This window comes from Saliphagus infecundisoli (assembly GCF_020177375.1).
Lineage (GTDB): Archaea > Halobacteriota > Halobacteria > Halobacteriales > Natrialbaceae > Saliphagus > Saliphagus infecundisoli.
This window is the reverse complement of the sequence record NZ_JAIWHV010000001.1, coordinates 311,321-323,625: the sequence shown is the minus strand read 5'-3', so window position 1 is coordinate 323,625 and position 12,305 is coordinate 311,321. Positions and strand designations below refer to the sequence as shown.

The following is a 12,305-nucleotide window of genomic DNA, read 5'->3' as shown; positions in this document are numbered from 1 at the left end:
CCAAGGCCGGCCGGACGAAGGGGAGGTATGGACGGCTTCGACCGCTCCCCGTCGCGTCGGCGGCTGCTCGCTCTCGCCGGCGCGGCGGCGAGTACGGCGCTCGCAGGGTGTACCGCGGACGTCGGCGAGGAGTTCCCGCCGAACACGAAGACGCCCGTCTCGGCGTGGCTTCCCGACCTCCCCGTCACGAAACCGACGGACGTCGTCGCCGACGGGATCGAGGCGACCGCCGACCGGGAGATCGTCGACGAGGACGACCTCGCCGCCGTCCTCGAGGCCCGGGACCTCGAGATCCACACGATCGAGCGGACGGCCGACGTGCTGACGGTCGAGTACGTCTCCGGGGAGCTCTACGAGGAGGGGATCCTCCACGGCATCGGCCCGATCGCGGGCGCCTACGCGGCGCTCGTCGGCGCGGGCGAGGACAGCGAGTTCCTCGAGATCACGATCCTCGATACGGCGCCCGAATCGTTCGGGACCGCGGAGGTAGAGGCGGCGTGGGCCGAGCGCTTCGACCGGGGGACCTACTCCGTCGACGAGTACGCCGAACTGGTGGTCGCGGGGATCGAGTCGAGACGTCACCCGCCGGAGGTCGGCGCCTCCACGGAGTGACCGCCCGCCGATAACCGGTGGCGGTACCCGACGTGGATAGCCGGAAGACCTATTCGATCAGAACGCCTGTTTTCGGCCATGAAACTCCGACGACCCACGGACTTCCTGATCCTGGCGGCCTTAGAGGAGACGGGACGCAACGTCGCGACGAACCTCCAGGCCCACACGGACAAGAGCCGCAAGAACATCAATACCCGCCTGCCCGTCCTCGAGGACTACGGACTGGTCAGAAAGATCGGCCCCGCCGAACGCTCGGGCCTCTACGAGATCACTCAAACGGGGAAAGCCGCGCTGGTCTACCGGGACCAGTACGACGAGGTCGACGACTTCGCGACCCTCCTCGAAGGACCCACCGCCGACGCCGGCCAGGAAAGCGCCGAGGCCGCCTTCGTCCGCGGCGAACCCGAACCCGAAGACGAAACCGACGAGTAGTTTCTCGGCGGTTTCGAACGGACGGCCACAGCCGGCGAGAGCCGGAACCAGCCACGGGCCGCGCGACGTTTTCGAGTGGATCGCTCTCCGGCGGTGCCTAAAAATCCGTGTCAGTACCCGGGTGAGGGTTGAGGGGGCCAGGAGCGGTAGCCGGTCCGCATGGACTCGCTCTACCTCGCGGTCGGCACGGTCGTCCTCCTCGCCGTGGTCGTAGACGTCATCTGGACGACGCTGTGGGTCGATGGGGGATCGGGTCCCCTCTCGGCCCGGCTGACGACCTGGACCTGGTACGGGCTCCGGCGGGCGAGCGACGACCGGGGGCTGCTCGGGGTGGCCGGTCCGCTCGTCCTCTCGCTTACGCTCGCGATGTGGATCGGACTCCTCTGGCTCGGCTGGACGCTGCTTTTCGCCGGCGGGAGCCCGGCACTCCTCAGCACCCAGACTGGCGAGCCAGCCTCCTGGACCGGCCGGATCTACTACGTCGCCTACACCATGTTCACGAACGGGAACGGCGACTACACGCCCGCCGGGGGCGTCTGGGAGATCGCGAGTTCGTTCACGACGGCAACGGGAATGGCGTTCGTCACGCTCGGGATCTCCTACGTCGTCACCGTCCTCGGTGCGGTCTCGGAGAAACGATCGTTCGCGAGCGACGTCACCGGTCTCGGGGACCGTCCCGAGTCGTTCGTCCGGACGGGCTGGGACGAAACCGAAGGCGAGTTCGGCGAACTCGGGCTTCCTCTCGAGTCGCTGGCCAACGACCTCAGCCTGCTCGCGGACAAGCACAAGGCGTACCCGGTCCTCCACTACTACCACAGCGACCAGCCCTCGCGGGCCTCCGCAGTGGCGGTCCCGATCCTCGACGAGGCGCTGACCATTCTCGAAAGCGGCGTCGAGCCCGCGGACCGGCCGGACCCGGTGCTCCTTGCGAGCGCACGCTCGAGCGTCGATACCTATCTCGACACGCTCGAAACGGCCTTCATCGACCCCGCCGACGAGGTGCCTCCCGCCCCCGACCTCGACCGACTCCGCGAGGACTCCATCGGGACCGTCGAGGATCGGACGCTCGAGAGGGCCGTCTCGGAGATCGAGGACCGCCGGCGCAGGCTCCTGGGGATCGCCCGGGCCGACGCCTGGGAATGGCCGCCCGTCGGGGAAGACGAGTCGCGTGCCACCACACACCAACCGGACCCGTAGCCAACAGCTATATGTACGGGCGCGGACTCCTGGCGCCAACACGGTGTCCGACGTGGTTTCGCCACTTTCCCACTCCGCCCGATCACTGCTCGCCGCCCTCGCTTGCTTCGCGCTCGCGGGCCTCGCCGACGCCCCGCTCTCGGCCACCCCGAGGGTCGTTCTCGCGCTTTCCGCGACCGTCGCTGGCGTCTACGCGACGGCCCGGTACGCCCGCTCGGCCGACCGCGTCCGGCTCGCACGAACCGCCATCGCGCTCTGGGTCGCGGTCGTCGCTCTCGCGGCGGTCGCCGCCGCGGGCGAGGCGGGAGGATACGGGCCGTTGCCGGCCGGCGGCGACGCCGCCGTGCGGACGGCGACCTGGACCGCCCTGCTCGTCGCAGGCGCCACGACCGCCTTCCTGGGTTTCCGGGAGTACGGCAGCCGAGTCGTCGAGCCCGCGACCGTCGAGGGCGAGATCGAATACAGCAACAACTGAACCCGGCTGAACGCGATCGCTCGGACGGGAGATCGAGCGGACAGGACCTCCGGTGGCTACTCCCGAACCCGGTAGCTCAGCGCGATCCCCTCCCCGAGCGGGAGGACGACCGTCTCGAAATCGGGGTCCCGGCGTACGGTTCGGAGGTACTCCGCGACCCCGCGGGTCATCTCGTTCGCCTCCGAGAGGAGTTCCGTGCGCTCGCTGTCGTCCCCGCTTTCGAGCACCGCCAGGAGGGTCTCGAACTCGAGGGGGCCGGCCCGCATCGCGTTGTCGGCGACGACGGCACCACCGACGGGCACCTTCGGCTTGATCGCCTCGAACGCCTCGGGGTAGCGTTCCTTCTGGTGATCGATCAGGACGACGTCGAAGGGACCGTCGTAGCGTTCGACCGTCTCCAAGGCGTCACCGAGTTCGTAGCGGGCGACGCCGTCGTGGCCGCCCTCGGCCATGTAGTCGCGGGCCATCTCGAGTTCCCCTTCGTCTACCTCCGTGAGGACGACCTCGCCGTCGTCGGGAAGGGCCTGGGCGAACCAGTAGGCCGAATAGCCGTAGCCGGAGCCGAACTCGAAGACCCGCTCGGCATCGGTCGTCCGGGCGACCAGCCGAAGGAACGAGCCGACGTCGGGGCCGACGTTGGGAAATCCCTCCCGTTCGGCGAACTCGTGCATTTCCACGAGGGTGTCGTCGGGGTCGGGACCCGCCGCGCGGACGAACCGTGCCACCTCCTCGGAGAGCACCGATGACATACTAGACGGTCCCGCCGGGAGCCGATAGTTCTACCGGCGCCGGCGACCGCTCGGTCGGAGCCGTCGGCACGTTTTTTGGCCCGCGAGCCCGTCGGCTCCCGTATGGCCCCGAACGACGTCCGCGAGCGCGTCGAGAACCTGGTGTACGAACCGGTCCAGATCGGAGAGGAGGGGATCGACCTCACGGTCAGCGCGATTTACGAGGTCGAGAAGCCCGGCAGCATCGACTTCGGCGGCGACGAACTCGCCGACGCCGACCTGGCGCCCGTCGGAACCGAGAAGCGAGATCCGGACGACGACTACGAGTGGTGGCATCTCGAGGCCGGTCAGTACGTCCTCCAGCACAACGAGTTCCTCGCGGGCGAGGGGCCGCTGTGTCTCCAGCCCCGCAACGAACTGCTCGCCCGCGGCGCGAGCCATCCGACCGTCCGGGTCACCGAACACCTCCCGCTTCTCCCGCTCGCGGTCGGCGGCGCCGGCCTCGATCTGAAGGAGAACGCCCGCGTCTCGACGCTCCTCGAGTAGTCAGGGTCGTGCGGCGACGACCTCCCGGACCCGTTCCTCCTCGACCGGGTTTCCGGCCTCGCCCCCGCGTTCGAGCACCGAACCGACGATGGCGCCGTCGGCGCCCGCCTCGAAGACGGAGCCGATGGTGTCTGCGGTGACGCCGCTGCCGACGAACACCGGCACGTCGAGCTCCGAGAGTGCGTCGGCGACCCGCTCGACGTCCTCGACTCCCGCCTCCTCGCCCGTACCGGGTCCCGAAACGACGATCCCGTCGGCGAGCCCGCGCTCTGCGGTCTCTCGGGCCGCGCGCTCGATCCCCCGATCGCCGACCGGCGAAGCGTGTTTGACGTGGACGTCCGCGAGGATCGCGACGTCGGGGGCGACCCGCTCGCGCAGGCGGACCGTCTCGTGGGCCCTGCCTTCGAGAACACCCTGATCGGTCGCGGCGGTCCCGACGTGGACGTTCACCCGGACGACGTCGGCGCCGACCGCGCCCGCGACCGCGAGGGCCGCCTCGGCGTCGTTTCTGAGGACGTTGATTCCCACCGGAACCTCGACCGCCTCCCGCAGTTCGCCCGCGACGGCGGTCATCTCGCTTACGACGTGGGCCGGGACCCCCTCCGGGTAGAACGGTGCGTCGCCGAAGTTCTCGACGATCAGGCCGTCTACCCCGCCCGCCTCGAGCGCCCGGGCGTCGGCGAGCGCGCGCTCGCGGATGGCTCCCCGATCGCCGTCGAATCCGGGTGCGCCCGGCAACGGTTGGAGGTGGACCATCCCGACGATCGGTCGCTCGGCGTCGAACGGATCGATTGCTGGCATCGACCCTTGTTGGAGGGGGACGGCTAAATCGGCGGCGACCCGCGCCGACGGGGGACCGGTCGGCGCGACCGCCCCGCACGGCGGTCACCGGCAAGGCCGTCGCCCTCCGGGGCGGTTTTCGGCGCGCGGGGCCGAGGGTCGCCCGATGACCGACCTGCTCTCGCCGCTTTCCCTCCGCGACCGCGAGATCGAAAACCGGATCGCCGTCTCGCCGATGTGTCAGTACTCCTGTGATCGCGACGGGGTCGCCAAAGAGTGGCACCGCGTCCACCTCGGCAGCCGCGCCGTCGGCGGGGCGGGAATCGTGCTGACCGAGGCGACGGCCGTCTCCGCCCGCGGGCGGATCACGCCCCACGACCTCGGGATCTGGACCGACGAGCAGGCCCGATCCCTGAAACCGATCGCCGAGTTCGTCCGCGAACAGGGCTCCGTCCCGGGAATCCAGCTCGCCCACGCGGGCCACAAGGCGAGCAAGCGCCGCCCCTGGGAGGGAAACGACCCCCTCTCGCCCGACGAGGGCGGCTGGGAGACGCTGTCGCCCTCGCCGGAGGCCTACCCCTACGAGGAGGGACCCGAAATCCGGGAGATGGATAGCGAGGACGTCGAGGAGGTCGTCGGCGCCTTCCGGTCGGCCGCCGAACGCTCGCTTTCGGCCGGCTTCGAGATCGCGGAAGTCCACGCGGCCCACGGCTACCTCCTCCACGAGTTCCTCTCGCCCGTGACAAACCGCCGGGAGGACGAGTACGGAGGAAGCTTCGAGAACCGGACCCGACTCGTCCGCGAGGTCACCGAAGCGGTCCGGGACGTGTGGCCCGACGACCGCCCGGTGTTCGTGCGGATCTCGGGGACCGACTGGCTCGAGGGAGTCGAGGAGTCGTGGACGATAGAGCAGTCGGTGCGGCTGTCGGAAGCGCTCGCCGACCTGGGCGCGGACCTGATCGACGTCAGCTCCGGCGGGCTTCACCCCGACCAGCAGCCACCGGAGGGTCCGAACGGCCAGATTCCCCTCGCGGAAGCGGTTCGCGAGGGCAGCGACGCCGCAGTGGGTGCCGTCGGCGGGATCACCGAGCCCGAGCAGGCCGACGCGCTCGTGCGAAACGGCCGGGCCGACCTCGTGCTCGTCGGCCGGGAGTTCCTCCGGGACCCTTACTTCGGGCTTCGGGCGGCGGGGGCCCTGCGGGGCGAGGGGGCAAGCGAGGAGTGGCCGGTCCAGTACCGGCGCGGCGTCCGGTGATCTCGGGTCTTGCAGACCCTATCAGTCGTCGGTCGAGGGGGTCGCCTCCTCTGCGTACCGGTTCTCGAAGGCGAACTCCGTGTCCTCGCGGGCAGAGTGGACCCGCTGGGGGAACGGGATCGTGATCCCCTCCCGGTCGAACGCCGCCGTGATCGCCTCGATGACGGCCGTCCGGGCATCCAGGGCCCGCCGCATCGTCGGGTTCTCGATCCAGACGTGGACCTCGAGGAGGATCGCCGAGTCGCCGAAGCGTCTGGTGACGGCCTGGGGCTCCGGGCGGGGCTTGATCTCGGCGAGATCCTCGACGGCCTCGATCGCGACCGACCGGGCGCGTTCGGGGTCGGTGTCGTAGTCGATGCCGACCTCGATCTCGAGGCGGAGCTGGTCGTTCCGGGCGTAGTTCGTGAGCGTCGAACTCGTGATCCGGTCGTTGGGAATCAGTACCTGCTTGTCGTCGAACGTCTGGAGTTCGGTGTGAAAGATCGTGATGTCGGTGACGATCCCGCTCGTCCCGTCCTCGTCGTCGCCGTCGTCGACCTGGATCCACTCGCCGACCCGGAACGGGCGCGAGAAGAGGAGGATGAAGCCGGCGAGCACCGACGTCAGCGTCTCCCTGGCCGTGAGTGCGACGACGGCGGTGATCGCGCCCGCGCCGATGAAGATGTTGGTGAGGTCAATTCGCCAGATCGTCAGCAAGAGGAGGACGGCGACGCCGGCGATGGCGACGTCGGAGACGTGGTAGGCGACCTCGCTCTGGTGGGTCGTGATCGAGTTCCGCGACGCGAGCTTGTCGATCGAGCGGTTGACGAAACGGATCGCGAAGTAGGTGACGGCGACGGTTCCGACCGAAAGGAGGAGCTGGCCGGTGAGCTGGGCCGTTATCGACACGGAGCCGAGCTCCTCTCCGAGGACGCCGGTCACCTTCCAGACGACCGCAAGCGAGTAGACACCCAGGACGACGAGGACGGCGAGCACCGCGAGCGCGGCCACCTCCGCGAGGACGGTCCCGTAGCGCCCCCGGAGGCGTGACTCGAGCCGGCGGACGGCGACGACCGCCCCGATCCCGACGGCGACGACCAGAACCGTCGCGAGAAGCTGGCTCCACACCGAGGCGAGATACTGGCCCTGGAGCTCGCCGATCGGGTCGGGCGTAAGCGAGACGGAAAGCGGGAGCGCCGGCGACATGTCGCCTCTGATCTCCGAACGGACGGCGACCCCATAAGGGTCCCGAAACGACCGCTCCAGCCCGAATGCGACCGGCTCCCACGAGACGGCAACGTTTTTGCCGGCGCCCCACGCTGGGGTAGCGTATGAGCGAACGCGAGGTCCTCGCGGCGCTGCGCGAGAACGCCCGCTACTCGACCGCCGACGTCGCCCGGATGACCGGCCTGAGTGAGAGCGAGGTCGAGGCGGCGATCGAGGATCTTGAGGCCGAAGGGGTAATCCGGGGCTACCGGCCCGTCGTGGACTGGGACCGCCTGGCGGACGAGCGGGTCCGCGCGGAGGTCGAACTCAACGTCGTTCTCGATCGCGAGACGGGGTACGCCGACATCGCGGAGCGCCTCGCGAGCTTTCCGCAGGTGACCGCCCTCCGACTCGTCAGCGGCGACTACGACTTCGATATGGAGGTCGAGGGCGACTCGCTGGGGGAGGTCTCCCGATTCATCAGCGAGAAGGTCGCGCCCGTCCCCGAGATTACCCAGACCGTCACCCACTACGTGATGACCTCCTACAAGGAACACGGGCTCGAACTCGGCGACGGCGACGACGACGACCGGCTCTCGTACTCGCCATGAGCTTCGAGCCGGCAGGGCGAGTGCGGGAGGTTCCACCCTCGGGGATCCGCCGATTCTTCGAGATCGCCGAGGAACGCGACGACGTCATCTCGCTGGGCGTCGGCGAGCCCGACTTCGCGACGCCGTGGGCCGCCCGCGAGGCCGCGATCGACTCCCTGGAGCGCGGCCGGACCTCCTACACGGCCAATCGGGGAATGGCCGACCTCCGGGCGGCGATCTCGGGCTACGTCGCCGACCGGTTCGACCTCTCGTACGACGCGAGCGAGGAGATCCTCGTCACGGCGGGCGCCAGCGAGGCCGTCGACCTCGCCTTCCGGGCGTTCGTCGATCCCGGCGACCGGGTCGCCGTCGCCCAGCCCTCATACATCTCCTATGAGCCCGGAATAACGTTCGCCGGCGGCGACGTTCTTCCAGTGGCGACCCGCGAGGCCGACGAGTTCCGGCTCACGCGCGAGGCCCTGGCCGAGGCCGGCGCCGAGGAGGCCGAGGCGCTGGTCTACTGCTACCCGAACAACCCGACGGGAGCGGTGATGAGTCGCGAGCAGTTGGAGCCGATCGCCGACTTCGCCCGCGAACACGACCTGCTGGTGTTCGCCGACGAGATCTACGCCGAACTCACCTACGACGGCGAGCACGCCTCGATCGCCACCCTGCCGGGGATGCGCGAGCGGACGGTCGTCTTCAACGGGTTTTCGAAGGCCCACGCGATGACCGGGCTGCGACTGGGGTACGCGCTGGCTCCCGCCGAGGCGATCGGGACGATGAACCGGATCCACCAGTACACGATGCTGTCGGCGCCGACGACCGCCCAGTACGCGGCGATCGAGGCCATAGAGTCGTGTGCGGGCGACGTCCGGGAGATGGTCGAACAGTACGACCGCCGGCGCCGGTTCGTCCTCGCGCGATTCGAGGAGATCGGGATGCCCTGTTTCGAGGCCCGCGGGGCCTTCTACGTCTTCCCGCAAGTTCCAGAGGGATGGGACGCCGATACGTTCGCCGAGGAACTCCTCACGGAGCACGGGGTCGCGGTCGTCCCCGGGAGCGTCTTCGGCTCCGGCGGCGACGGCCACCTCCGGGTGTCGTACGCGACCGGGATGGAGGAGCTCCGGGAGGCGCTCGCGCGGATCGAGCGCTTCGTCGACGGGCGATGAGTCGGCGGGCGATGAGTCGGCGGTGACGTCCCCTGGTACCGCGGATCACGAACGTTCTTGACGCCTCCCCGAGCAGTCGGGACCATGACGGAGTACCGTCCCCTCCCCGACGACCGACGGGACGTCCTCTTCGAGTACGTCAGCTACGCCTTCAGCCCGACCGACGGCCCGCCGGAGTACGACCCCGACGAGCACGACACGCCCAGGGCGCGCATGGGGAGCCCGCGGGGGCTGTACCCCGACGGCGCGCCCGCCGAGGCCGACCCGCTCTCGGTCTGCAAACACCACTGGTTCGACGCACGGGTCCGCGGGGACCTCCACCCGGTTCCGGGGCTGTCGGCGGTCGCGACGCCCCCCGAACACCGCCGGTCGGGGTACGTCCGGGACCTCCTGGAGGGCGCCCTCAAGGAGTACCGCGACCGGAACGCCCGGTTCTCGGTCCTCTGGCCGTTCCGGTACCGGTTCTACCGCCAGTACGGCTGGGACACCGCCAACCAGACACTCGCGATCGACTGTGAGCCCGAGGCGCTGGCGTCGGCGGCGGCCGACGGGAACGCGGGAGACGGTGGACACGGTAGGGAAGACGGCCAGTACCGGCGGATCGAGGCCGGCGACTACGACCGTCTCGAAGCCGCCTACGAGGCCGATTCGCGCCGATATGGCCTCTCGATCGATCGCACCGAGAAGTGGTGGCGCCACCGGGTCTTCGAGCGCTGGGACGACGACCCGTTCGTCTACGGCTGGGAGCGCGCGGGCGAGATCCGGGGCTACCTCGTCTACCGGATCTCGGGGGAGTGGGGCGACCGGACGATGCACGTCGACGAACTCGCCGCCGTCGATAGCGAGGCCTACCGCCGACTGCTCGCGTTCTGTGGCGACCACGACTCCCAGGTGAACGCGGTCCGGTTGCGCGAGCCCGAAGACTCCCTGCTCCCGGATATCGCGACCGATCCCGACGAACTCGACTGTGAGCTCGAGGACGGCCCGATGGTCCGGATCGTGGACATCGCCCAGTCGCTATCGGCGCTTTCGTACCCCGAGACCGATCTCGACGTGAGACTCGCCGTTTCCGACCCGCTCGCCGACTGGAACGACGGCGTCTTCGCCATCTCGATCGACGACGGCGTGGCGACCTGCGAGCGGATCCACGACGAGCCCTCGTCCGGGGACGCCGACGCCCGCCTCGACATCGCCGCGCTCTCGCAACTGGCCGTCGGCGCCCGGTCGGCCGGCCGCCTCGAGCGGACGGGCCGGCTCGAGGGGGCGCCGGCGGCGGTCGACGCCCTGGGGAGGGCGTTTTCCGAGACGGAGGTCTATCTCCGGGACGGGTTCTGAGCGGTTCGAAACCGGGTTCCCGAGGAGCTATGGTCGCTTGGAGACCGATGACCTGTCGGCTCTGTCGTCATCCGCATACGCAATCTCGACGTCCCCGTCCTCGGGCACCCAGTTGAGCGCGGAGACGAGGGTCAACAGGAGGTACTGCTGGGGGGTGCTGTACGCGCCCGACCAGGTGACCCGCTGGACGGCCTCGCCCGAGAAGCAGTCCGCAAGCGTCGATGGGATCCCCGTCTCCTCGGCGAGGGGAGTCGGGGGCGAGCCGCCCGACGAACTCCCCTCGCCGAGAAGGCCCAGAACGCGCTGTTTGAGGAACGGGCGGTCCGAGAGCCAGTCGTAGCCGGCGCGTTTGACCCGATACTCCAGGGAGTCGATCGGCGTCCCGAAGTCGAAGTAGTCGACGTCGGTCGCGGCTGGCGCAAGCTCATCGAGGAACACCCGGTAGAGCTCGGTTCCCTGCTTCTGTTCGGGCGGGCAGGCCATCGCATCCATGAAAAAGGGCGGGTAGTAGAAGGGCGTCGTCGACCAGACGTAGTAGCGGGTACGATCCTCGCCGTGGAACGACCAGTTCGGGCCCTGCTCGCGGACGACGAAGTGGACGTACCGTCCCTTAACGGTCGACTCCGGGTAGGCCTCGAATCGCTCGCGGACCGACTCGACGAGTGCGTCGGCGTCGACGTCGACGATCTCGGTCACTTCGTCCAGGTCGAACAGCGCCATCCGGTCGATCACCGCGTCCACGAGATCGTCGGCCGACTCGACGGGCTTCGAGGGCATGATGTTCTTGACCGTCTTGTCGCCCCCGTCGCCGGTGACGAACATGGCTCCGGGGTGGTCGGCCGCCACCTGGTCGGCGAAGTCGAGCCCGAGGGTCTGGCTCAAGCTGTTCATCCCCTGTTTGGTCTCGAGGAGCCACTCGCGGTAGCCGTCGGTCCGTTCGGCGACGTACAGCTCCCAGGGGACGTCGAGCGCGGCGGCGACCTGTCGCGCGATGTCGACCTCGCCGTCGTTGCCGCCGTCCTTCCGGGCGGAGGTCGCCGCGAGCAGGGTGCCGTCGGCGTGGGTGTAGCCGGCGATCGACGCCCGCGAGTCGAGGCCGCCGCTCAGGGAGACGACGGTCTCCTCGCCCACGCTCGCGCGGTTCCGACACGACTGGATGAACCGGTCGGCGAGGTGCTCGGCGTTCTCCTCGAGGCTTCGGCTCCGGTCGACGTCGTCGAAGCGGTACTCGTGGACCGACTCCACCGTATCAGCCTCGACGTCGATCAGCGAGCCCGGCGCGAGCTGTTCGACCCCCTCGAACAGCGTCCGCGTCCCGAGAGGGTGGCCGAACCAGAGGAACTGGCCGAGCGCGAGCGTGTTCGGTTCGAGTTCCTCGCCGGCCGACCGCGCGAGCTTCCGGATCACTTTGAGTTCGCGGGTGACGACGGTCGTCCCGCCGATGGTCGCCCGGTAGGTCGGGAGACGCCCGAACATATCGTTCATCACTCGGGTCGAGCCGTCGTCCCCGACGACGACGACGAGGAAATCGCCGTCGCGGCCCGCCAGCCACTCCGAGAGCTCGTCGAGTCGCCCCTCCTCGACCAGCTCCGCCGCAGCCGTCAGTTCACCCTCGACCTCGTCGGTCCCGTAGAGATGGCCCTCGAGAACGACCGTGTGCGAATCGGTCTCGATGACGCGTACCGGATACTCGTCGTAGCCGGTGTAGGCGACGACTCGATCGTCGTCGTCGACTACGTTCTCTCGGGTGTAGCGGTCGTCGAAACGGACCGAACGGAGGGCGTCCTCGACGGCATCGTCGTCGAGTCGGTCATGGGCGACCGTCACTCCTGGCATGGATCGCCGTATGCCACTCCAGAGGATTAACCTGTCGATACCCGGTATCGAGCCCGGCAGCCGGCGATACGTCCGATATCCTGCCTCGGCTCCGGATCGCCGACCGGAGCCGGCGGTCGGGGCGGCTCCCGACCTACGGGGTGGCATCGTTCCCCGCGGGGA

General features: G+C 69.3%; 13 protein-coding genes. 9 read left to right on the top strand and 4 right to left on the bottom strand.

Translation table 11 applies throughout. From position 1 onward, the window contains the following. Positions 1–27 precede the first annotated feature (27 nt). The 4 genes from LCF40_RS01855 (at position 28) to LCF40_RS01840 (ending at position 2,716) form a co-directional block, all read left to right on the top strand. Positions 28–612 (top strand): DUF8159 domain-containing protein, encoded by a 585-nt coding sequence (locus LCF40_RS01855; protein ID WP_224827144.1) that lies wholly within the window; start codon positions 28–30, stop codon positions 610–612. Between the two features lie 78 nt (positions 613–690). Further along, positions 691–1,044 carry a winged helix-turn-helix transcriptional regulator gene (locus LCF40_RS01850; RefSeq protein ID WP_114577366.1) on the top strand — a complete coding sequence of 118 codons (354 nt, stop codon included), beginning with the start codon at positions 691–693 and terminating at the stop codon, positions 1,042–1,044. A gap of 159 nt (positions 1,045–1,203) precedes the next feature. Next, a complete protein-coding gene (locus LCF40_RS01845; protein WP_224827143.1) occupies positions 1,204–2,241 on the top strand; it encodes a potassium channel family protein in 1,038 nt (345 codons plus the stop codon). Positions 2,242–2,293: 52 nt separating this feature from the next. Next, positions 2,294–2,716 (top strand): hypothetical protein, encoded by a 423-nt coding sequence (locus tag LCF40_RS01840; RefSeq protein WP_224827142.1) that lies wholly within the window; start codon positions 2,294–2,296, stop codon positions 2,714–2,716. 56 nt (positions 2,717–2,772) lie between these two features. Here LCF40_RS01840 and LCF40_RS01835 read toward each other — a convergent pair whose 3' ends face one another. Beyond that, positions 2,773–3,465 (bottom strand): O-methyltransferase, encoded by a 693-nt coding sequence (locus LCF40_RS01835; RefSeq protein WP_224827141.1) that lies wholly within the window; start codon positions 3,463–3,465, stop codon positions 2,773–2,775. 102 nt (positions 3,466–3,567) lie between these two features. Between LCF40_RS01835 and LCF40_RS01830 the strand changes: the two genes are divergently transcribed. Next, positions 3,568–3,990 carry a dCTP deaminase/dUTPase family protein gene (locus tag LCF40_RS01830; RefSeq protein WP_224827140.1) on the top strand — a complete coding sequence of 141 codons (423 nt, stop codon included), beginning with the start codon at positions 3,568–3,570 and terminating at the stop codon, positions 3,988–3,990. Here the strand turns inward: LCF40_RS01830 and LCF40_RS01825 are convergent, their stop codons facing one another. Then, entirely contained in the window at positions 3,991–4,791 is an 801-nt protein-coding gene (locus LCF40_RS01825) for a BtpA/SgcQ family protein (protein WP_224827139.1), read from the bottom strand. 145 nt (positions 4,792–4,936) lie between these two features. Between LCF40_RS01825 and LCF40_RS01820 the strand changes: the two genes are divergently transcribed. Continuing rightward, entirely contained in the window at positions 4,937–6,025 is a 1,089-nt protein-coding gene (locus tag LCF40_RS01820) for an NADH:flavin oxidoreductase/NADH oxidase (protein ID WP_224827138.1), read from the top strand. A 21-nt stretch (positions 6,026–6,046) separates the two neighbouring features. Here the strand turns inward: LCF40_RS01820 and LCF40_RS01815 are convergent, their stop codons facing one another. After that, on the bottom strand, positions 6,047–7,210 hold the full coding sequence (locus LCF40_RS01815) for a mechanosensitive ion channel family protein (RefSeq protein WP_224827137.1): 1,164 nt from the start codon (positions 7,208–7,210) through the stop codon (positions 6,047–6,049). A gap of 125 nt (positions 7,211–7,335) precedes the next feature. On the opposite strand from LCF40_RS01815, the gene LCF40_RS01810 reads away from it, so the two are divergent. From LCF40_RS01810 to LCF40_RS01800, 3 genes are all read left to right on the top strand, one after another. Beyond that, positions 7,336–7,821 (top strand): Lrp/AsnC family transcriptional regulator, encoded by a 486-nt coding sequence (locus tag LCF40_RS01810; RefSeq protein WP_114577374.1) that lies wholly within the window; start codon positions 7,336–7,338, stop codon positions 7,819–7,821. Then, complete coding sequence (locus LCF40_RS01805; RefSeq protein ID WP_224827136.1) at positions 7,818–8,972, top strand: aminotransferase class I/II-fold pyridoxal phosphate-dependent enzyme; 1,155 nt, start codon at positions 7,818–7,820, stop codon at positions 8,970–8,972. The genes LCF40_RS01810 and LCF40_RS01805 overlap by 4 nt, the downstream gene beginning before the upstream one ends. 84 nt (positions 8,973–9,056) lie before the next feature. Continuing rightward, positions 9,057–10,307, top strand: a complete 1,251-nt coding sequence (locus tag LCF40_RS01800) for a GNAT family N-acetyltransferase (RefSeq protein WP_224827135.1) — start codon at positions 9,057–9,059, stop codon at positions 10,305–10,307. Between the two features lie 27 nt (positions 10,308–10,334). On the opposite strand, the gene LCF40_RS01795 is transcribed toward LCF40_RS01800, so the two are convergent. Next, entirely contained in the window at positions 10,335–12,143 is a 1,809-nt protein-coding gene (locus LCF40_RS01795; RefSeq protein WP_224827134.1) for an asparagine synthetase B family protein, read from the bottom strand. Between the last annotated feature and the right edge of the window lie 162 nt (positions 12,144–12,305).